Here is a 21095-nt window from a genome sequence, read left to right on the forward strand (position 1 = left end):
CGATCAAATCGGCACTGGGGCCAGGAATTTTTCTACCGTTAAACGGGCTGTCTCGGGGGTGGTCGCGTTCAGGGAGTCCAGAACGGTCACCTCTTTCATATTGTTTAGCCAGGTCAGTTGCCGTTTGGCGAACTGCCGGGTTGAGAATATACCCCGATCCCGCAATTCCGGGGCTGGTATGCGGCCCTCAAGCATGTCCCAGACCTGCCGGTAACCCACGCAGCGCATGGAAGGCAGACCTGCATCCAGATGATATTTCCGGCGTAACTCCTGTACTTCCTCTACCAGCCCCTCCGTCAGCATCTGGTCGAAACGCAGGGCGATGCGCCGGTGCAGTTCTGCCCGATTCGATGGCGCCAGGGCCAGGGTCAGGCTGCGATAGGGCAGGCCTTGTTCCCTCTGGCGGGCAAAGAATTCTCCCAGGGGCCGGCCGGTGAGACGCAGCACTTCCACCGCCCGCTGAATGCGCTGGGCATCCGTGGGCTTGAGTCGGGCCGCTGTCTCCGGGTCCAGCCGGGCCAGTTCCCGGTGCAGGGCCGGCCAGCCCTGTTCCGCCGCCTCGGCGTCGATGGCGGCCCGCAAGTCCGGGTTCGCCTCGGGCAGGTCCGCCAGTCCCTCCCGCAGGGCTTTGAAGTAGAGCATGGTCCCGCCCACCAGCAGGGGCACCCGGCCCCGGGCCGTGATCTCCCCCATCACCCGCAGCGCGTCATCCCGAAAACGGGCTGCGGAGTAGCGCTCCTCGGGGGTGATCAGGTCAATGAGGTGGTGGGGATAGCGGGCCAGGGTCGCCGCATCGGGTTTGGCGGTTCCGATGTTCATGTCCATGAAGACCTGGGCCGAGTCGACGCTTACCAGTTCCACCGGGAAACGGTCAGCCAGCTCCATGGCCAGGGCGGTCTTGCCACTGGCCGTGGGACCCATGAGCAATATCGCCGGCGGGAGCCGGCGATATTGCTCATGGGGGGGGAGAGGCACTCCCTCCCGGCCTCCCTCGCCGGGCGAGGGAGGTGACGAAGTCGGCACGTCCGTCGGGCGGGGGACGGATAGCGGTGGCGTCATTGTCCGCGCATGAACAACTTGTCCAGCTCGTTCATGGACAGTTGCACCCAGGTGGGGCGGCCGTGGTTGCACTGGTCGGCCCGTTCGGTGGCCTCCATGTCCCGCAGCAGGGCGTTCATCTCGGGAATGCTCAGTGCGCGCCGGGCGCGCACCGCGCCGTGGCAGGCCATGGTGGCCAGCAGTTCGTTGCGGCGGGCCTCGATCACCCGGCTGGCGGGGAATTCGGCCAGATCGGCGAGCAGGGAGCGTACCAGGGCCGGCAGGTCGCCTCCCGCCAGCAGGGCCGGCACGGTGCGCACCGTCAGTTCCTGAGGCCCGGCTGGTGCCAGCTCGAAACCCAACCGGGCCAGGGTGTCCCCATGCTCCTCGGCGCAGGCCAGTTCCTTGTCGCTGGCGTTCATCAACAGGGGTACCAGCAGGGGCTGGGTGGAGGGTAGGCCGGCGTCGAGCTGATTCTTCAGGCCTTCGTAGAGTATGCGTTCGTGGGCGGCATGCATGTCCACCAGCACCAGGCCCGTGGTGTTCTGGGCCAGCACGTAGACACCATGGAGCTGGGCAATGGCATAGCCCAGGGGGGCATCCGAATTGGGGGGCAGTGAACCAGGGGGCTGAGGGGCGCTGAATGCGCTGCGGGCAAAGGCTAGATAGTCCTCGCTGCTGTTTTCCCTTACGCCCAGCGGAGCCTGGTAAGGCATGGGGCGGGAAAATCCCTCCATGACGCCCATGGTCGGGTTTCCTGCGGGTGGCGTAGTGGCGTGGGTGCCGGGCAGGGTCGCCAGGGGCGCGGCCAGAGTCCGTTGCAGGGCGTGGAATACAAACTGGTGCACGGCCCGGGCATCCCGGAAGCGGACCTCGGTCTTGGCCGGATGCACATTCACATCCACCCCCGCCGGGTCCAGGCTCAGGAACAGCACATAGGCCGGATGGCGGGCACCGTGCAGCACGTCGGCGTAGGCTTCCCGGGCGGCGTGGGCCAGCAGCTTGTCCCGCACGAAACGGCCATTTACGTAGAAATACTGCTCGTCCCGGCCGGAGCGGGAATAGGCGGGCAGGGCGGCAAAGCCTGTCAGGCCGAGGGGGCCGGCGCCGACTTCCACCGATCGTGCATGTTCCAGGAACTCGCTGCCCAGTATTTCCTGGGCACGCCGCCGCAGATCGCCGGCTGCCAGACGACGGCGCTGGCTGCCATTGTGGGCCAGGCTGAAAGCGACGGCCGGATTGGCCAGGGCCATGCGCCGCAGGGCCTCGTCGCAATGGGCGTATTCCGTGGCCTCCGCGCGCAGGAACTTGCGCCGGGCCGGGGTGTTGAAATACAGGTCCGCCACCTCCACCGTGGTGCCTGCCGCCATGGCGGCAGGTTCCACCGCCAGGGTATCGCCCCGGATGCGGCTGCCGTGCTGAGTGTCGGTGGTGCGGGAGCCGATGCTGACCCGGGCCACCGAGGCAATGGAGGCCAGGGCCTCGCCGCGAAAACCGTAGCTGGACACCCGCTCCAGATCCTCCAGACTGCCGATCTTGCTGGTGGCGTGGCGGGCCAGGGCCAGGCAAAGATCCTCGGGCGCGATGCCGCCGCCATCGTCGGTAATGCGGATCAGGCGTACTCCACCCTCTTCCAGTTGCACGTCGATCCGGGTGGCACCTGCATCCAGGCTGTTTTCCAGCAACTCCTTGAGTACCGAGGCCGGGCGTTCCACTACCTCGCCGGCAGCGATCTGGCTGATCAGGAGGTCGGGCAGGGGATGGATGCGGGCCATGGGAGCGCGGATTATAGCGGCCGGGTCGCCAGCTCACCGGGCAATCGTTTAGCCTGAGAAAGGTGCAGCGTAGGCGCCCTTAAAGGGAAGTATGCGCGGGTTTCATGCCCGGGAGGTATCCCGCCAGCGGGCTGGGCTGCTTCCCTTGGGTACTACTATCGGATCATCCCAGCCGGCGGGGGTGGCGGAGAGTTTTACTGCGGGTGCCAGGCGGCGGATTTCGCCTAAGGGTGTGGCACGGGTGATCATCTCCGGTGGTGGCAGGCGGTGGCGTGCGTTACCGAAGGCTTTGGTGAGCGCTGCCCGATCCATCATGCCGAGGGATGGGTACCACATCGCGGTTCGGGTCAGGCTGATCGATACGTGGTAGCTGCCACCCTCCTGGGCACGCCGGAGCAGTGCTGCCATTGCACCGACGGCGCCCAGGTAGCCCGCCACATGGTCGTTGATCAGTAGCGTCGAGGGCAGGGCGGGGCGGCCGTCCACTGCTTCCAGTAGCGTCAGGCCCGAGGCCGCTGATCCCAGCATGTCGAAGCCGCCGCGCATCGCCCAGGGGCCTTCCCAGCCGTAGCAGCGGATGGTGACGACGACGATGCCTGGGCGGCGTGCAGCCAGTTCCTCCGGTGAAAAGCCGAAGCGGGCCAGTGCCCGGCCACGATAGTTGTCCACGAAGACATCTGCGCCGGTGGCCAGGGTCAGGGCCGTGCGGCGTTGCTCGGCATGGTTGAGATCGAGGAACGTCGAGCGTGAGCCCACATTGGCATCCAGATAGACCCATTCATGCTCGAAGTCGTCGGGCTTGTTGAATTGCATGACTTCAGCGCCATACTCGGCCAGGCTGCGCCCCACAGTGGGGCCTGCGATGGCATGGGTGCCCGCAAGCACACGGATGCCCGAAAGGGGGCGTGAGCCGGGGTGCCAGGCTTCGGGGGCGCTTTCGCCAATCTTGCGGATGTCCACCACCGGCGTTCGGGCCAGCAGGGCGCCTTGCGGGTGGGCAAGCCATTCCTCCGGACTGCGAGCGATGCAGGTGGTGAGGCCTTGTGCGTTGGCCTCGTCCTCCAGGGCTTGGGCGTCCCATTTGCGGATTGCGTTGCGTACTGCCTCCGGCGTGGCCGCACAGCCGAGGAACTTTATCCAGGACTTGGCTTGATGGGGATAGACGGCGGAGGCGTAAAGAAAGCGGCCATCCCTGGTGTCGTAAGCGTGGGCCTGCTCAATGGGGTTTTCGGTATGGAACCCTGGATAGGGCTGGCCGTTGAGGGTGGGATTGGCCGTCATCTCCGGAAAGATGCCGTGGGCTGCGCGGGCGATGTCGATCTCCAGATCCTGCTCCTGGCCGCTGCGCCGCCGCCAGGCAATGGCGGCAGAGGCGGCACAGGCCATGGCGGGAAGAGCGAATGCGCTGGCCAGTGGCGTGGCACTGGGGAAGAGCGGCTCCCGGCCGAGGAAGCGAATCGTGCCGCCAGTGTCGGTGGAGGTCAGGCCCAGGTCGGTCATCAGGGCCGCGAAGTGGTCCTCGATCGATGCCGGCGAGGTGGCCGCCCAGGCCCGCGCCGCAGGCATCAAGGCCAAGCTGCCGGCAGCCAGCGCACTACCGAGAAAGTTCCGGCGGGACGTCATGGCCGAGGTTCCTTTGTTGGTTGGGAGAATTACATGAGTGTAAATCAGGGTTTCCTTCGAATGCTATGAACCATTAACGCAGTCCCTTCGAAACGGAGTCGGCAAAAAACGGGTCGGGTTCCGCAGCGGCCCGGTTTCATCATAAGATGCGTCGGGTATAGCCCGTTCTGCATATCCAGCATGGAGAAAACCTCAATGAGTTTCGGCCTGATCCTGCTTGGCGCCCTGGTCGTTGTTCTGATCTACGGCATTGGCCTCTACAACAGTCTGGTACAGGTGAAGCACGAAGTTGCCAAGGCCTGGGCAAATATCGACGTGTTGCTCAGGCAGCGCCACGACGAGTTGCCGAAGCTGGTGGAAGTCTGCAAGCAGTACAAGGAATTCGAATCAGCCACCCTGCAAAAGGTGATCGAGGCGCGCTCCCGGGTACAGACCGCCCGGGAACAGCAGGATATTCCCGCCCTGGGCCAGGCCGAGGGTGCCTTGCGCCTGGGGCTGGGTAGCCTGTTTGCAGTGGCCGAGGCCTACCCCGAACTCAAGGCCAACGATCAGTTCATGCAGCTTCAGAGCCGCATCACAGGCCTGGAGAACGCCATTGCCGATCGGCGAGAGCTCTACAACGAGGCGGTGAATATCAACAACGTGCGCATCGAGCAGTTTCCGGATGCCATTATCGCCCGCCAGTTCAACTTCCCGTCCCGGCCCTTGCTGGAATTCGCCGCGGAGGAAAAGGCTGACGTGGATATCAAGGCCCTCTTCGGTTGAGTCCGGTTTCCATGGCCGTGCGGCAGGCCTTGCGCCGGCATTACGCCGCCCTCGTTACTTCCGGTGCCCAGCTTCTTCTGCTGTTCGTCGCCGCAGAGAGTGAGAGTCGGGAGGGTTGGCTGGTCTGCCTGGGCTTGATGGCCCTGATCAGTCTGTTTGCCTGGATGTCCGCTCTGCGGCGGCTGCGGGCCGTCAGGGATACTCCCACTTCCCGGGTGGCGTCTGCCGCCCAGGGCTATGTGGAACTGATCGGCCGGGGGCGCCCCCTGGATGGTGCGCCGCTGCTCAGCAAACTTTCCGCACTGCCTTGCCTGTGGTATCGCTATCAGGTGGAGCGCCGTGATAGCGACAATAAGTGGCGTACCGAGGACAAGGGGGAGAGTCAGGACTCCTTCCTGCTCGATGATGGTAGCGCAGCCTGCGTCGTCGATCCCTATGGTGCGGAAATCCTCACCCAGCACAGGGATGTCTGGCAGCAAGGGGACTATCGCTACACCGAGTGGAAGCTCCTGGATATCGATACCATCTACGCCATCGGCCAGTTTCGCACCCTGGGGGGCGGCAGTTCAGAGATAAATACAAATGAGGAACTGAAGGCGGTGCTGGCCGAATGGAAGCTGGACTCAAGGAAGCTCCATGAGCGCTTCGATCTGGACGGCAATGGGGTACTGGACATGAAGGAATGGTCCCTGGCGCGCCAGGCTGCGAAGCGGGAGGCCAAAAAGCGCGTGGCTGAGGTCCGGGCCATGCCCGATACCCATTACATGGTGCAGCCCCATGACGACCGACTGTTCCTGATCAGCAACCTGCCGCCGGACCAACTCGCCCACCGCTACGGTTTCTGGGCCTGGGGCCATCTGCTGATCTTTTTTTCGTCCCTGGGAGGTATGGGCTGGCTGCTGGGCTGGGGCGGGTCCTGGGCACAGTAGAATCCGAGCAGTCACAAGCCCCATGGAAAGGCGAAGCAGCAATGGCAGCAGTTCATGAAAAGGCCAGTGGCCCGGACGGTCTGGTTGGCATCAAACTGGTGGTCGACGATCTGGAGGCAAGTGCCGCCTTTTATAAGGCAGTCTTCGGCATGGTCGAGACGGAGCGCATCAAGGTGGATGTGGGCATCCGCTATCCCCTCGACGAGATCATCCTTTCTCCGGGGGCTGCCCTGGCGGACAAGTTCGCTTTGATCCTGCTCAAGTACGTGGGCAAGGCACCTCCATCGCCCAGTGATCACATTCTGTGCCTCGCTGTGATGGATCTGGATGAAGTCATGGCCCAGGTTCAGCGGATGGGCGGCAAGGTGCTGCGGGCGCCGCAAACCGTGCGCACTGGAGGATCGAGAATGGCGATCGCCACCGACAATGCAGGCAATCTGATGGAAGTCGTGCAGATGCCGGCAGGCCAGGACAGCGCTCCCTGATCGTGGTTTTTTCGCATCGGGTAAACTGCGCCGCCCTTTAGGTCGACCTCCCCATGGATATCCTTCTTCAGTTTGTCGATATCGTCCTGCACCTGGACAAGCATCTGGAACTCCTGGTGCAGCAGTACGGTACCTGGATCTACGTCATCCTTTTCGCCATCATCTTTTCCGAGACTGGCTTTGTGGTGACGCCCTTCCTCCCCGGTGATTCCCTGCTCTTCGTGGCGGGTGCGGTGGCGGCGGTGGGGGGGATGGACATCGCCCTGCTGGTCCTGGCGTTGTCCTTGGCGGCGGTGCTGGGCAACAGCCTGAATTACGCCATCGGCCGTTACCTGGGGCCCAGGGTATTCCAGTGGCCCGATTCCCGGTTCTTCAACCGTTCGGCGCTGGACAAGACCCACGCCTTTTATGAGCGCCATGGCGGCAAGACCCTCGTGCTGTCCCGCTTCCTGCCCCTGTTCCGTACCTTCGCGCCCTTCGTGGCCGGTATCGGGGCCATGGACTGGAAGCGCTTCACCGCCTTCAACCTGGCCGGAGGAACTCTCTGGGTGGTGTCCCTGACCCTGGCCGGCTACTGGTTCGGCAACCTGCCCCTGATTCGCAACAATCTTTCCTGGGTAGTGGTTGCCATCGTGGTGATCAGCCTGATACCGGCCGCCGTGGGCTGGTGGCGGCACCGGCGGGAGAGCATCCCGCGGGCTTGAGTCAGGGCTGGGTTATGATGGGCCATGGCTTTCCGCGCGCTGGTCTGTCTGTCGCTCATGCTGGCTGCCTGTGCCTCTCCGGCCGGGCGGGAGCAGGCGCCCTTAAGGCCATCCGGCCTGTTGAAGACCGATATCGACCGGGTGGCGGAGGGGCATCGGCAGGCCTGTTACGCCAGCCTGCGGCTCCTGGCCGAAAAGCTCTACCGGCGCAATCCCCAGGAGTGGCGCAAAGGGGGCTGGCGGCAGGCGGAGGAGGGGGTGCAGCGCCTGTTCGGCAGTCGTCACAATTGGCGCTTTCCGGAGTTGCAGGGGCGTTTCGGCAGCGATGCGATCCTCGTCGCGCTGGGGGAGGATTATCGGGACGACCGGGTCTTCGCCTTCATCGCCGGCCTGGGGGGCATGGTCCATGAGGCCTTCGACAGCAAGGACGAGTTCGACGTCAGTGATGACCTGGACCCGCAGAAGCTGTACAACGCCGCCCGCAACCTGGAAATCGCGGTCTGGAAGCTGGCCCAGGGGCGCGGCAGCGATGGGGCGCTGTTTCTGCTGTCCAACGAGGCCGGACCACCGGCCAATCTGAGTTTTGAAAGGGAGTTTGGCAAAATGATAGGCAACCTGGATCTGCTTTCCGTCCTGATCGCCGACAAGGCCAACCGCAACGTGGTTAAAGTCATCCAGAACGTGGCGACAGCCGTCTTCCTGCCTATCGTCGCCGTCAAGTGAACGCGCATGATTTTTTGCACTATTCCGAGGATGAAATGCGCAAAGGCAAATTGAACGCCCCCCACCCCTGTTCCAGGGCCGGCTTCGGTTGCGCGAAGCAGTGCTGCGCAACCCCGACTACTCCCCCTTCCCGGGGCGGGGCTGCTTGTCGGATTGCTGTGCTCGACCGTTACACTCGGCTCCGTTGATTCTCTTTTACGTTGATATGAAAAAGTACGTCATTCTGATTTCCGGGCGAGGCAGCAACATGCGTTCCCTGCTTGAGGCGGATCTGCCGGGCCAGTGCGCCGCCGTCATCAGCAATCGTCCCGACGCCGCCGGCCTGGACTATGCCCGCAGCCGGGGCGTGGCCACCGCCGTGGTGGATCATCGCCAGTTTGCCTCCCGGGAGGAATTCGACGCGGCCCTGGCGGCCGAGATCGAAAGTCGCGAAGCGGACCTGGTGCTGCTGGCGGGCTTCATGCGGGTACTGACCGAGGGCTTCGTGCGTCGCTTCGAGGGGCGCCTCCTGAACATCCATCCCTCCCTGCTGCCTTCCTTCCCCGGCCTCACCACCCATGCCAAGGCCATCTCGGCCGGGGTACGGGTCCATGGTTGCACGGTGCATTTCGTCACCCCGGCCCTGGATGCCGGGCCCATCGTGATCCAGGCGGCGGTGCCGGTGCTGGACGAGGACAGCGAGGAAACCCTGGGAAGCCGGGTGCTGGCCCAGGAGCATCGGGTCTATGTCCAGGCTGCCCGCTGGTTCCTGGAGGGGCGGCTGTCCATCCAGGGCAACCGGGTATTGCTGGCGGGGGCGCGGCCGGAGGAGACCGCGCTGCTTTCACCCCGGGAATGAAGCCGGTGGCGCGCCGGGGTTTTTTGCTGGCCCTGGCGGCATCCCTGCTCCTGCACCTGTCGGTGATCGTCGGTCCCGGCTGGCATGTGGCCCTGCTGGATGATCTGCTGCATTCCCCGGCGCCGGCCATCGACGCCCGCTTGCGACCCCCGCCGCCACCCAGGCCATCCCCGCCATCTCACCCGCTCCCGCCGCTCTCCCGTGCCCCTGGCGTGAGCCGGGGGCTGGCGGCTCCCCAGCCAACACTGCCACCGGTCGCCCAGCCGGTGCCGGTGGACGAACTGCTGCCCCTGGCATCCCTGGCCGAAGTGATCCAGTCCGTGGCGGCTGCGGTGCCGGACATCGTGCCCCCCCTGCCGCGCCGGGGCCGGCTGCGGTTTGCCCTGCTCAAGGGGGAGGGTGGCTTCGTGGTGGGGCAGTCGGTCCATGAGTGGCACCATGACGGCAAGGACTACACGATCCGCGCCACCACGGAAACCACGGGCCTGGCGGCCCTGTTTCGGCCGGCCAAGGTGATTCAGGCCAGCACGGGAAGCATTTTCCAGGGAGAATTGCGCCCCCGGCGTTTCGAGATGGACCGGGGTGGCGGCGATGTGGGCTCCGCCGACTTCGACTGGTTGGCGATGCAAGCGACCCTGGGCAATGGCCAGGTGGTGGCTTTCAGCGATGGGGCCGAGGACATGCTGTCCATGTTTTATCAACTGATGCAGGCGGCCCAGCGGGGCGAAGGCTTTGTCATGGCGGTGGCCACGGGGCGCAAGCTGGAGCGTTACGCCTTCGAATGGCTGGGGGAGGAAACCCTCACCCTGAAGGCGGGTCGTTTCACCGCCTGGCATGTGAGGGTGCGCTCCGCCAGCGGCGGCGGCGACACCACCGAGGTCTGGCTGGGCAAGGAGGCGGCGGGGTTACCCGTGAAAATCCGCCATGTGGATCGCAAGGGCGAACTGTTCGATCAGCTCGCCGAGGAAATGGACTACGAAAAATGACGACGATAAAAATTACTTCCCGCCTGCTGGACCACGTGGGGTCCGCCCTGTGTGGCATGTTGCCCTTCGAACAACCAGCTGATGCGGTGCTCTCCCGGGTCTTCCGTGACCACCGGGAACTGGGCCACCGGGAGCGGGGCTTCGTGGCCGACACCGCTTACGGCGTGTTGCGCCGCAAGCGCTATCTGGAAAAGTTCTGCGGCGCTGACCGGGCAACGCCCCGGCGTCTGCTGCTGGTGGCCCTGGTGCGTCTGGCCCACCTCAATCAGCGTCAGTTGGCCGAGGCCCTGACGGCCAAGGAACTGGATTGGGTGGCCGAACTCAAGGCCCTGCCTGAGCCGGAACTGAGTCTGGCGGAAGCCGCCGACTTTCCCGACTGGCTGACGGAACAACTGCTGGCCGAGGGACGCAGCCCGGAGGAAGTGCTGCAACTGGCCCGCAGCTTGAACCAGCCGGCCCCCCTGGATCTGCGGGTGAATCCGATGAAGACCACCCGGGAGGCGGTGCTGGAGCGCTTCCAGGCCGAGGGCATCGAGGCCCGTGCCTGCCCCTACGCCCCCCTGGGCTTGCGTCTGGCGCAACGACCGGCCCTGGCCAAACACCCCCTGTTCCTGGACGGCAGCATCGAGGTCCAGGACGAAGGCAGCCAGTTACTGGGCCATCTGGTGGCGCCCAAGCGGGGCGAGATGGTGGTGGATTTCTGCGCCGGCGCCGGAGGCAAGACCCTGCTGCTGGGGGCGCTGATGCGCTCCACCGGCCGGCTCTATGCCTTCGATGTATCCGATCGGCGCCTGGCCAAGCTGAAGCCCCGGCTGGCCCGCTCCGGCCTTTCCAATGTCCACACGGCGGCCATCGCCAGCGAGCAGGATCAGCGCATCAAGCGCCTGGCCGGCAAGATCGACCGGGTGCTGGTGGATGCGCCCTGCTCGGGCCTGGGCACCCTGCGCCGCAATCCGGATTTGAAGTGGCGCCAGACGCCCGAGTCCTTGGCCGAGCTGACCGCCAAGCAGGCCGCCATCCTGGCGGCGGCCTCCCGTCTGGTGAAGGTGGGCGGCCGTCTGGTGTACGCCACCTGTAGTCTGTTGGATGCTGAAAACGAGGCCATCGTCACGGACTTCCTCGCGTCTCATCCGGATTTCGTGCGCAAGTCCTGTGGTGAAATCCTGGCCAGCCAGGGTATTGCTCTGGAGATGGGCGAATCCCTGCGGTTGCTGCCCCATCAACATGGCACCGACGGCTTCTATGCGGCGGTGCTGGAGCGCCAGGCATGAAACTGCGCGTCGCCCTGGTCGGGCTCTGGCTGCTCATGGGCAGCGCCTGGGCCGCCGGGCCGATACCGGCCAGCGGCAGCGTGGAGGCACTGTTTACCCCTTGGGACGACGCCGAAGGGGCGATCCTGCGCAGCCTGGGCGATGCCCGCCAGGCCGTCTATGTGCAGGCCTATCTGCTCACCAGCCGCAACCTGGCCCGTGCACTGGTGGAGGCCCACCTGCGGGGCCTGCGGGTGGAAGTGCTGGCCGACGCTGAAATGGCCGGCAAGGGCGACAGTTCCCAACTGCCCCAGCTGGCGGCGGCGGGTATCCCGCTGCGGCTGGAAACCGCCTACAGCGCGGCCCATAACAAGGTCATGCTGATCGATCCGGAAGGCGAGCATCCGGTAGTGATCACCGGCAGCTACAACTACACCTGGTCGGCCCAGGCCCGCAATGCCGAGAACCTGTTGCTGCTGCGGGACAACCCGGCCTTGGCGCGCCAGTACCTGAACAACTGGCGCCGCCACCGGGACCAGGCCGAACCCTATATCCCCGGCGGCATTCCGCGTCCCTACGGTGCCCCGGCGGCGGCCCCTACCACCTCACCCTGCGCCCACCTGCCCCGTGAAGACGCCCGGCTGCTCCAGTCCCTGGGGGAATGCGGGGAGCGGCGGGGGAGGTAGGGAAACTTGATGGGTAAGGTCTGCTTGGGGGCAGGGGGAGGGGCACCGACGACCCCAAGCGGCCATAGTCACCATTCGAGAAATGCTCGAATGGTGACTATGGCAAAGCCAACTGTGGCGATTCCAAAGGCCCAAGCAGTCTGATTGATATCCCCTAATCGAATACGATTTGGGTAGCGATTGAGTTTTTCCTGTTCGCTGAGAGTCAGATACGACAAATCTTGCCCCATCTCTTTGGCAACTTCCGAATACGGCAATGCGGGCGCCACAAGGGACAGTGCGTCATAAGTTAGGTAGGCGCAAGCAAGGGTAAGAATTAGTAATAACCAAGGAAGCATGGAAAGGTTCTATGGCCAATGAACATCAGTAATAAGAACGGACTCCATCGAATCATATCGCATACCGACCGGCAGCATCTGGCCGATAGTGTGTCTTGTCTGTTGCCAAGCCCCGCCGCTCAAGCCTCAGTAGCAGATGCGCCCCGATCTTTCCTGCCCGTGGTCGTCCACCAGGGCAATTGCATGAATGATGAATGTATAAAAATCAGTACTCCACGAATCCATTCTCACCCCCCAAACCGTCGTCCCGGCGCAGGCCGGGACCCAGTTTGTGCACTAAAACCTGGATTCCGGCCTGTGCCGGAATGACGATATCGGAATTTCCCGACAGATTGGGATGACGAAAACATTCATGCGATCGCCCTGGGTCGTCCGCCCTTGCTGAACCGAACATCGCCCCCGACCCTCAAAGCCCCGCGTGAGTTGTCCAGAATATTGCGGGAGTCACGATAGGGTGATGTTCCGCCAGGGCCAGCAAGTCCTTGTCGCCGGTAATCAGGTAATCGGCCCCCGATGTTTTCAGTGCCGCAAGCAAGGTGCCCAGCACCGGCTGATCATTGATGTCGCGCAGGTTCGGGTCCGTGCCGGGAAGGGGGTCAATGATTTCGGCTTGTATGGAAAGGGCATCCACCAGGTCATCGATCTCCGCCCGGGTCAAACCATGGCGGTGCGCCAGGCGGGGCAGCACACGCCGCAACTCTTCCAGGATGTAGGTAGAGAGCAGCACATCCACGGAGCCGTGGCGCCAGGCCGCCAGTATCTTGCCGGGCACGCTGGCGGGATAAGCAATGCCCGAGAGCATCACGTTCGTATCGAGCACTACGCGCAAAGTCGCCATGGCGGCTCAGCGTTTCCCGGCCGGGTGCGCCTGCCTCCGTTCCAGCGCAATGGCGGCATCGATTTCCGCCAGCCCTTTCGTCTCGGGTACGTCGGCAAAGCCGGCCTCGATGCGTTGGCATAGGGCGTCGAAGCGGCCCTGCAGGCGGCGAATGCGCTCGAACAGTCGGGCGTCAATCAGGGCGGCCACCGGCTTGCCATCCTTGTTGATCACCACGCTGTCGTGGCGATACTGCACCTGGTTGAGCATCTCGCCCAGGTTCTGCCTGAAGCTGACCGCATTGGTTTCAGTGATCATCTCATTCCTCTCATTGGTCGATATGACCATGTTGATCATTATGACTTACTGGCTATTGACGATCAATGCCTGCTTCCCCAAATGGCAGGTGCCGTTGGGTCGTTCATGGCACCACGAGTTTGTCCAGCCTCAGGGATACAGTCCCCGAACCTCGCGGGCTTCGAGGATGCGCTTGCAGGCGACGATGTAGGCGGCGGTGCGCAGGGTGACCCGGTGTTTTTCCGATTCGCCCCAGATCGTGTCGAAGGCCTCGTGCATGATGCGATCCAGGCGCTGGTTGATTTCCTCCTCGGTCCAGAAGAAGCTGGAGAAGTCCTGGACCCATTCGAAATAGCTGACGGTCACGCCTCCGGCGTTGGCCAGCACGTCGGGCACCACCAGGATGTCCTTGGCTTCCAGGACATCGTCGGCCTCGGGCAGGGTGGGGCCGTTGGCGCCCTCGATCAGGATGCGGGTGCGGATCTGCTGGGCGGTCTGGGCCGTGATCTGGCGCTCCAGGGCGGCGGGGACGAGGAACTCGGATTCGGTGTGCCAGAAGTCCTCGTCGCTGATGGTCTCCGCTTCCTTGAATTCACTCAGGGGACGGCCTTGGGCCACCCAGTCACAGAGGGCCGGGATGTCGATGCCCTGGGGATTGGCGATGGTGCCGGAAACATCCTGTAGCGCCACGATCTTCGCGCCTGCCTGGTGAAAGCAGCGGGCCACGGCGTTGCCCACGTTACCGAAGCCCTGGATGACGACCCGGGCGCCGGGCACCGCCAGTCCCAGCTTGCGGGCGGCTGCCGCGGCGATGACGAAGACGCCGCGCCCGGTGGCGTCGCGTCGGCCCAGGCTGCCGCCCAGGGACACCGGCTTGCCGGTGACGACGCCGGTGACGGTGCGGCCGCGGTTGATGGAATAGGTGTCCATCATCCAGGCCATGATCTGCTCGTTGGTGTTCACGTCCGGCGCGGGAATATCCTTGTCCGGGCCGATCAGGATGTTGATCTCGCTGGTGTAACGGCGGGTGAGGCGTTCCAGTTCGTTCTGGGACAGTTGGCGCGGATCGACCCGCACCCCGCCCTTGGCGCCGCCGAAGGGCACGCCGATGGCGGCGTTCTTGATGGTCATCCATCCCGCCAGGGCCATCACCTCGGACAGGGTCACGCCCTGGTGGAAGCGCACTCCGCCCTTGCCCGGTCCCCGGGAGGTGCTGTGCTGCACCCGGTAGCCCTCGAAGTGTCGCACCCGTCCGCAGTCCAGGCGCACCGGGACATCGACGATCAGGATGCGCTTGGGGCGTTTCAGGGTTTCCACCCAGTAGCCGAGTTCCCCCAGATGGGGCGCGACCCGATCCACCTGCTGGAGGAATATGCTCCAGGCGCCGATATCGGTGGGTGCCAGGTAGGTGGGCAACTCATGACTGGCGGCGGCGGTGTCCATCCGGGTTTTCTCCTTGGGCGTTGGTAGGCCCAGTTTAGCCGCCCTGGCGGGTGGATAGCCAGTCGGCGAAGGCATCCGCCGTCAGGGGACGGGAGATGAAATAGCCCTGGCCAATATCGCAGCCGGCGGCCTCCAGCCAGCGGAGGTCGGCCTCGCTCTCTATGCCCTCGGCGACCACGGTGAGACCGAGGGCGTGGCCCAGGGCGATGGTGGAGCGGACGATGGCGGCGTCCTTGGGGGAGGTGGCCAGGGAACCGACGAAGCTCTGGTCGATCTTGAGTTCATGGACCGGCAGGGACTTGACGTAGGAGAGGGAGGCCTGGCCGGCGCCGTAATCGTCGATGGAGAGCTTGAGTCCGATGGCGGCCAGTTCGGCGAGATGGGATAGGGCCAGAGTCGGATCCTCCATCAGGGCGCTTTCGGTGATTTCCAGACAGAGTATCGATGGCGGCAGTTCGTGGATCGCCAGCAGGCGCTGCATCAATGTCACCAGATCGGGATTGAGCAGGTCCCGGGCCGAGAGGTTGGCCGAGAGCACTACCGACAGGCCGCTCTCGCGCCAGACAGCGGCCTGGGCGGCGACTTCCTTCAGCAACCAGGGGGTGATCTCGCGGATGAAGCCGGTCTGCTCGGCGAAGGGAATGAAGCGTCCGGGGGGCACCAAACCCCGCTCCGGGTGTTGCCAGCGCAGCAGGGCTTCGGCACCGACGATGCAGTCGGAGGCGAGGGCGAGCTTGGGCTGGTAGTGCAGGATGAACTCCCGATGTTCCAGGGCCTGGCGCATTTCACCGATCAGCGAGAGATGTTCCGGCGGCGGACCTTCACCGACTTCCTCGGCCAGCATATACCCGCACTGGCGCCGCTTGGCCTCGTACATGGCCAGTTCGGCGCGGCGCAACAGGGCATCCATGTTGTGGCCGTCGTCTGGCCGGAAGGCGATACCCAGGCTGCCGCTGACATCGAGCCGCTGGCCGTCCAGTTCGATGGGTTCGCGCAGGGCAGCCAGCAGGCGCTTGGCGAAATTGCGCGCCGCCGCCATGTCGGTGTTATCGGCCACAAAGGCGAACTCGTCGCCCCACAGCCGCGCCAGCATGCCTCCTGGCGGCAGCAGGCCGGTCAGCCGTGCGCCAACCTGCTGCAACAGGCGGTCGCCGACGGGGTGGCCGAGGGCATCGTTGATGGGGGCGAAGCGGTCCAGATCCAGCACGGCGACCATGGCTGCCGCGCCTGGATCGAGTTGGTCCAGGCGTTCTGCCAGCCGGGTGCGATTGGGCAGGCCGGTGAGGGTGTCCTCGTAGGCAAGCTGCATGATCTTCTGTTCCCTGGCCGCGATGCCCAGACGCATGCTCTCGAAGCCGGCGGCGAGCTGGCCGATCTCGTCCGGGGCCTCGATTACCACGGTCCGGCTGTAGTCGCCCCCTTCGATCAGCCGCGCGGCCCGGGCCAGGGTGTTGAGGGGACCGGCAATGCGCCGTGCCAGCCCGAAACTGCCGACCACGAACAGCGCCACGCCGAGTCCGGCAATGATTTCCAGGACATGCTCAAGCTGGCGGAACACGGCTTCGCTGTACTCCAGAGAGTGCAGCAACAGCACCCGTGCCTGAGGACCCAGGGGCAGGGCGACGGCGTGGTAATGGCCACCTGCCAGGGTCATTTGTTGCGGTTCGGTGCCCAGGGTGGTCCATGGCGTCTTTTCCAGGGCGTCGCGCAAGCTTGGCGCCAGGGAGCTGGCGCGGATGCCGCCACTGGTCGATACCACGCTGACATCCAGGCCGCTGACTCGGGAGAATTCGGATGCCCAGGCATCCTCCAGGGGAAAACCCATCACCACCCAGGCAATGCGCACCGGTGCCAGGATCGGCACCACCACGATCTGGTAGAGCCTCTTGTCATCCATCTGCACCACGCCGCTGCCGCGTCCATCCTGGTGCGCGTCGTGTAGTACGGCAGCGAAGGGGAAGGGGCGAGGCGGTTGGCCGGGTCGCTGGGTGTCGACGATGACCTCTCCTTTCAGGTTGAGCACCATCATGACCCGGGCGCCGATGCGAAAGCCGTGGTTGCGCAGCACCGAGAGTACGGTGGCTTGATCCTGGGTGGCGATGGCCTCGCGGAAGCCGAAGTCGCTTGCCAGCACGGTGGCCGCCAGTTCGAGCTGGCGCTGGTCGCGCTCGATCAGCTTGCCGAAGTTGCTGGCGCCGGCGGAAAGCTGGCGTTGCGATTCCGAGGAGATGATGACCTCTCCGCTGCGGGCCACGATGAGCAGGATCAGCAGCATGACGAATACCAGCAGGCCGACGAAGACCACCGCGATGCGTCGTTCGAGGGTGCGGAACAGGCTCATTGCTCAATAACCGCCGTTGTCCAGGGGGGGCTTCGGCACAATGACGCGGGGGGCCACGTCGAGCTTGAGGTCGAAATGGCGTGTTGTTGTGCCGAGATTGATGTCGATGTCTGCCTGGGCTGCCCGCTGGCGTGGGTGCCACAGGCGCAGGCGATAGGCTCCCGTCGGCACTGGCCCTATCCGTCCACGACCGTCGGTCCCCGTCTTCGCGTACCAGGGGGTTTCCACCACCAGCACGTAGGCCACCATCCAGTCATGGATGTTGCAGCCGAGCACCACTTCTCCCGTCTTGTCGAAAACCATCGGGCTGACGGGTTTGCCGGCGTAGAGCTTGATCTCGAAAGTCTTTGCCGGCGAAAAGGAATAGACGTGATGCTTGAAGGGGTCGTGGTTGGGGAAATCTATGGATGTGCCCTTCTGCACAATGGTCAGGTAGGGGATGAAGTCCCGGTCCCGCTGCTCGATGGTCGCGCGCTGGCGTGCCTGGGGAGGCGCTCCGGCGGCTGGCTCAATCAGGACGGCGACATCGGCGACTGGTGCGCCCGCCGGCGTCCGCACTCTGACTTCCAGGCTCGCCGCGTCTGCCGCAACGGCCCAGGTCAGGAGCAGCGCGACCAGGGCCGACAGGGAGTTTAGTCGTCCACCTTGAGGGCTGGTGCGATCTGCCATATTTCGGTAGTCAGCATGCCGTCCCGATAGACCAGCACATGCCAGGCCTTGACCGGGGTCTTGCCACCGTATTCCGCCTTGGCTTCCAGGGAGGCGCCTTTGGGGTTGGTCAAGGCGGTGAGCTTGCCGACTCGGGCCGGACGAGGTTGCCCGTCGTTGGCGGCGACGAATTTCTTCCAGACCTCGGCGATCGCAGCCTTGCCTTGGTAGCGGCCGTCGAGAGGGCCGCCCACCCAGTCCATCTGGGCGTCCTCCGCGTAGTCGGCCACCAGGGTGGCCACATCGCCGGCGGCCACCGCCTTCAGGTGCGCCTCGGCCTTCTTCTCGTCCACAGGGCCGGCCAGGGCCAGGGTGGATGCCATGCAGCACAACAACACCAGAGCGCGTTTCATCACGAATCTCCTTTCCCAACCCTGTACGGCCCGTGCCGTCGGAGACCCAAGGATAGGGGAAGCCTGCCCACATTTCCAAGCTATTTTGGGCGATTGCGCCGATGGCGGTCTCACTCCTGCGTGGCTTCCTCCATCGGCACGCAGGCGCAGAACAGATTGCGGTCGCCATAGACGTCATCGATGCGATTCACCGTGGGCCAGAATTTGTTCTCCGCCACCCAGGGCAGGGGGAATACCGCTTCCTGGCGGCTGTAGGGGCGGGTCCATTCAGCGGCGGTGATGTCGGCCTGAGTGTGGGGGGCGTGCTTCAATGGGTTGTCATCGGCTGGCCAGCGGCCTTGTTCCACCTGGCGGATTTCCTCCCGGATGGCAACCATCGCAGCGATGAAACGATCCAGTTCGGCCCTGGATTCCGACTCCGTCGGTTCCACCATCAGGGTGCCGGCCACCGGGAAGCTCACTGTCGGGGCGTGGAAGCCGTAGTCCATCAGGCGCTTGGCAATGTCGATTTCGGCGATGCCGGTGGCGGCCTTGATGGCCCGCACGTCCAGGATGCATTCGTGAGCCACCCGGCCCTGGCTGCCCACGTAGAGCACCGGGTAATGGTCCTTGAGCCGCGTCGCCACGTAGTTGGCGTTGAGGATGGCCATCTCGGTGGCCCGCTTCAGGCCGCTGCCCCCCAGCATGGCGATGTACATCCAGGAGATGGGCAGGATAGAGGCCGATCCCCAGGGCGCAGCCGAGACCGGCCCCTGGCCGGTATGGGGGCCGTCGATGGCCTGCACCGGATGGTTGGCCATGTAGGGCGCCAGATGGGCCTTCAGGCCGATGGGGCCCATGCCCGGCCCGCCACCGCCGTGGGGGATGGCGAAACTCTTGTGCAGGTTCATGTGGGAAACGTCGGCACCGATCCGGCCCGGGCTGGTGAGTCCCACCTGGGCATTGAGATTGGCGCCGTCCATGTACACCTGGCCGCCGTGGGCGTGAATGGCGGCGCAGATGTCCATCACCGCCTCCTCGAACACGCCGTGGGTGGAGGGATAGGTGAGCATCAGGCAGGACAGGCGCTCGGCGTGCTGGGCGGCCTTGGCCGTGAGGTCGGCCACATCCACGTTGCCGCTGTCATCGCAGTCCACCGCCACCACCTGGAGGCCGCACATCTGGGCGGTGGCCGGATTGGTGCCGTGGGCGGAGCGGGGGATCAGGCAGATGTCGCGCTGGCCCTGGCCGTTGGCCTCCTGATAGCGGCGGATCGCCACCAGACCGGCGTACTCGCCCTGGGCACCGGAGTTGGGCTGCATGCAGACCGCGTCGAATCCGGTGATGGTGGCCAGCCATTGCTCCAGCTGGCCGATCATTTCCCGGTAGCCCTTGGCCTGGACGATGGGAGCGAAGGGATGCAGGTTGGCGAACTCCGGCCAGGTGACGGGGATCATCTCGCTGGTGGCATTGAGCTTCATGGTGCATGAGCCCAGGGAGATCATCGCGTGGTCCAGGGCCAGGTCCTTGTTCTGCAGCTTCTTCAGGTAGCGCAGCATCTCGTGTTCGGTGTGATGGCTGTTGAACACGGGATGGCCGAGGATGGCGTCCTGCCGCAGCAGGCCGGCGATCGGGCTGGAAGCAACCCGGTCCAGGGCCTCGATGTCCGCCGGCCGGCCGGTGATCAGTTGCAGCAGGGCGGCGATGTCCTGGCGGCGGGTCTTCTCGTCCACGGCGATGCCCAGCACCGTGGCGGAGACCCGGCGCAGGTTGTAGCCTGCGCTTTCCGCAGCGTCGCACAGGCGCGCCGCGTCGGCATGTTCCACCAGCAGGGTGTCGAAATAGCGCTCGGTCAGCACCTTTACCCCGGCTCCTTGCAGACCGGCTGCCAGGATTGCGACCAGGCGGTGGATGCGGCCGGCGATGGTCGCCAGGCCCCTCGGGCCGTGATAGACCGCATACATGCCGGCCATGTTGGCCAGCAGCACCTGGGAGGTGCAGATGTTGGAGTTGGCCTTCTCCCGGCGGATGTGCTGCTCCCGGGTTTGCAGGGCCATGCGCAGGGCCTTCTTGCCCCGGGCGTCGATGGAAACGCCGATGATGCGGCCCGCCACCTGCCGCTTGTGCTCATCCCGGGTGGCGAAGAAGGCGGCGTGGGGGCCGCCGAATCCCATGGGCACGCCGAAGCGCTGGCTGGAGCCGAGGGCGATGTCGGCGCCCATGGCGCCGGGGGATTTCAGCAGCACCAGGGCCATCAGGTCGGTGGCCACGGCGCTGACCGCGCCCCGGGTCTTGAGGGCGGCGATCACGGCGGAGAGGTCGGTGACCTCGCCCTTGACATTGGGATACTGGAGCAAGGCGCCGAAGACCTCCTGGTCGGCAGCTTTGCCCGCGGGGCCGAGGATCAGCTCGAAACCGAAGTACTTGGCCCGGGTCCGCACCACGGCGATGGTCTGGGGAAAGCAGTCCTCATCGACGAAAAAGGCGTTGGCCTTGGACTTGGAAATGCGCCGCGCCATGGTCATGGCCTCCGCCGCCGCCGTGGCCTCGTCCAGCAGGGAAGCGTTGGCCAGTTCCAGGCCGGTGAGGTCGATCACCATCTGCTGGTAGTTGAGCAGAGCCTCCAGGCGGCCCTGGGCGATCTCGGCCTGGTAGGGGGTGTAGGCGGTGTACCAGCCCGGGTTCTCCATCACGTTGCGCAGGATCACCGCCGGCGTCAGGGTGTCGTAGTAGCCCATGCCGATCAGGGACTTGTTCACCACGTTCTGCGCCGCCATGGCCTTCAGATCGGCCAGGGCCTGGTGCTCCCGGCGCGGGCCGGGCAGGGCCAGGGGCGCGGGCAGGCGGATGGCGGCGGGCACGGTCTGGTCGATCAGTTCGTCCAGGCTGGCGGCGCCGATGGCGGCCAGCATCGCGGCCTGGTCGGTATCATCGGAACCGATGTGGCGGGCGAGGAATTCGTCCTGTTGCTCCAGGGCGGCGAGGGGCTGAGGGGTATTCATGTGGCTACCTGTATG

The 21095-nt window shown here is 64.9% G+C and carries 20 protein-coding genes; 9 read left to right on the forward strand and 11 right to left on the reverse strand.

Annotated elements, in window-relative coordinates:
* Positions 1–3: 3 nt before the first annotated feature.
* From miaA to DENOEST_RS07065, 3 genes are all read right to left on the reverse strand, one after another.
* A complete protein-coding gene (miaA, locus tag DENOEST_RS07055; RefSeq protein ID WP_232096458.1) occupies positions 4–921 on the reverse strand; it encodes a tRNA (adenosine(37)-N6)-dimethylallyltransferase MiaA in 918 nt (305 codons plus the stop codon).
* Positions 922–1055: 134 nt separating this feature from the next.
* Positions 1056–2813, reverse strand: a complete 1758-nt coding sequence (mutL, locus tag DENOEST_RS07060; protein WP_145769750.1) for a DNA mismatch repair endonuclease MutL — start codon at positions 2811–2813, stop codon at positions 1056–1058.
* 102 nt (positions 2814–2915) lie between these two features.
* The gene (locus DENOEST_RS07065) at positions 2916–4436 is read right to left on the reverse strand and encodes a CoA transferase (protein WP_145769751.1); all 1521 of its coding nucleotides are present in this window, start codon (positions 4434–4436) and stop codon (positions 2916–2918) included.
* A 195-nt stretch (positions 4437–4631) separates the two neighbouring features.
* Between DENOEST_RS07065 and DENOEST_RS07070 the strand changes: the two genes are divergently transcribed.
* From DENOEST_RS07070 to DENOEST_RS07110, 9 genes are all read left to right on the forward strand, one after another.
* Entirely contained in the window at positions 4632–5201 is a 570-nt protein-coding gene (locus DENOEST_RS07070) for a LemA family protein (protein ID WP_145769752.1), read from the forward strand.
* An 11-nt stretch (positions 5202–5212) separates the two neighbouring features.
* Positions 5213–6130 carry a hypothetical protein gene (locus DENOEST_RS07075; RefSeq protein ID WP_145769753.1) on the forward strand — a complete coding sequence of 306 codons (918 nt, stop codon included), beginning with the start codon at positions 5213–5215 and terminating at the stop codon, positions 6128–6130.
* A 41-nt stretch (positions 6131–6171) separates the two neighbouring features.
* Positions 6172–6615, forward strand: coding sequence for a VOC family protein (locus DENOEST_RS07080; protein ID WP_145769754.1), 444 nt, complete (start codon positions 6172–6174; stop codon positions 6613–6615).
* 53 nt (positions 6616–6668) lie between these two features.
* Positions 6669–7319 carry a DedA family protein gene (locus tag DENOEST_RS07085; protein ID WP_145769755.1) on the forward strand — a complete coding sequence of 217 codons (651 nt, stop codon included), beginning with the start codon at positions 6669–6671 and terminating at the stop codon, positions 7317–7319.
* Positions 7320–7343: 24 nt separating this feature from the next.
* A complete protein-coding gene (locus DENOEST_RS07090; RefSeq protein WP_232096459.1) occupies positions 7344–8042 on the forward strand; it encodes a hypothetical protein in 699 nt (232 codons plus the stop codon).
* Positions 8043–8247: 205 nt separating this feature from the next.
* On the forward strand, positions 8248–8880 hold the full coding sequence (gene purN, locus DENOEST_RS07095; protein WP_145769756.1) for a phosphoribosylglycinamide formyltransferase: 633 nt from the start codon (positions 8248–8250) through the stop codon (positions 8878–8880).
* A complete protein-coding gene (locus DENOEST_RS07100; protein ID WP_170228116.1) occupies positions 8877–9866 on the forward strand; it encodes a DUF3108 domain-containing protein in 990 nt (329 codons plus the stop codon). Before purN ends, DENOEST_RS07100 begins: the two co-directional genes overlap by 4 nt.
* A 5-nt stretch (positions 9867–9871) precedes the next feature.
* Positions 9872–11137, forward strand: coding sequence for an RsmB/NOP family class I SAM-dependent RNA methyltransferase (locus DENOEST_RS07105; protein WP_408640032.1), 1266 nt, complete (start codon positions 9872–9874; stop codon positions 11135–11137).
* Entirely contained in the window at positions 11134–11802 is a 669-nt protein-coding gene (locus DENOEST_RS07110) for a phospholipase D family nuclease (protein WP_145769759.1), read from the forward strand. Before DENOEST_RS07105 ends, DENOEST_RS07110 begins: the two co-directional genes overlap by 4 nt.
* Before the next feature lie 68 nt (positions 11803–11870).
* Here DENOEST_RS07110 and DENOEST_RS07115 read toward each other — a convergent pair whose 3' ends face one another.
* The 8 genes from DENOEST_RS07115 to gcvP form a co-directional block, all read right to left on the reverse strand.
* A complete protein-coding gene (locus tag DENOEST_RS07115) occupies positions 11871–12140 on the reverse strand; it encodes a hypothetical protein (protein WP_145769760.1) in 270 nt (89 codons plus the stop codon).
* 406 nt (positions 12141–12546) lie between these two features.
* Entirely contained in the window at positions 12547–12978 is a 432-nt protein-coding gene (locus DENOEST_RS07120; RefSeq protein WP_145769761.1) for a putative toxin-antitoxin system toxin component, PIN family, read from the reverse strand.
* Between the two features lie 6 nt (positions 12979–12984).
* Positions 12985–13275 carry a type II toxin-antitoxin system Phd/YefM family antitoxin gene (locus tag DENOEST_RS07125; protein WP_145769762.1) on the reverse strand — a complete coding sequence of 97 codons (291 nt, stop codon included), beginning with the start codon at positions 13273–13275 and terminating at the stop codon, positions 12985–12987.
* Between the two features lie 129 nt (positions 13276–13404).
* Positions 13405–14697: a Glu/Leu/Phe/Val family dehydrogenase gene (locus DENOEST_RS07130; RefSeq protein WP_145769763.1), complete on the reverse strand. Its 1293-nt coding sequence runs from the start codon at positions 14695–14697 to the stop codon at positions 13405–13407.
* Between the two features lie 34 nt (positions 14698–14731).
* Positions 14732–17038, reverse strand: a complete 2307-nt coding sequence (locus DENOEST_RS07135) for a putative bifunctional diguanylate cyclase/phosphodiesterase (RefSeq protein WP_145769764.1) — start codon at positions 17036–17038, stop codon at positions 14732–14734.
* A 3-nt stretch (positions 17039–17041) separates the two neighbouring features.
* On the reverse strand, positions 17042–17707 hold the full coding sequence (locus tag DENOEST_RS07140; RefSeq protein ID WP_145769765.1) for a methylamine utilization protein: 666 nt from the start codon (positions 17705–17707) through the stop codon (positions 17042–17044).
* On the reverse strand, positions 17671–18099 hold the full coding sequence (locus DENOEST_RS07145; RefSeq protein ID WP_145769766.1) for a nuclear transport factor 2 family protein: 429 nt from the start codon (positions 18097–18099) through the stop codon (positions 17671–17673). Before DENOEST_RS07145 ends, DENOEST_RS07140 begins: the two co-directional genes overlap by 37 nt.
* 110 nt (positions 18100–18209) lie before the next feature.
* Positions 18210–21080, reverse strand: a complete 2871-nt coding sequence (gene gcvP / locus DENOEST_RS07150) for an aminomethyl-transferring glycine dehydrogenase (RefSeq protein WP_145769767.1) — start codon at positions 21078–21080, stop codon at positions 18210–18212.
* Positions 21081–21095 lie beyond the last annotated feature (15 nt).

It is taken from the genome of Denitratisoma oestradiolicum, assembly GCF_902813185.1.
Taxonomy (GTDB): Bacteria; Pseudomonadota; Gammaproteobacteria; order Burkholderiales; family Rhodocyclaceae; genus Denitratisoma; species Denitratisoma oestradiolicum.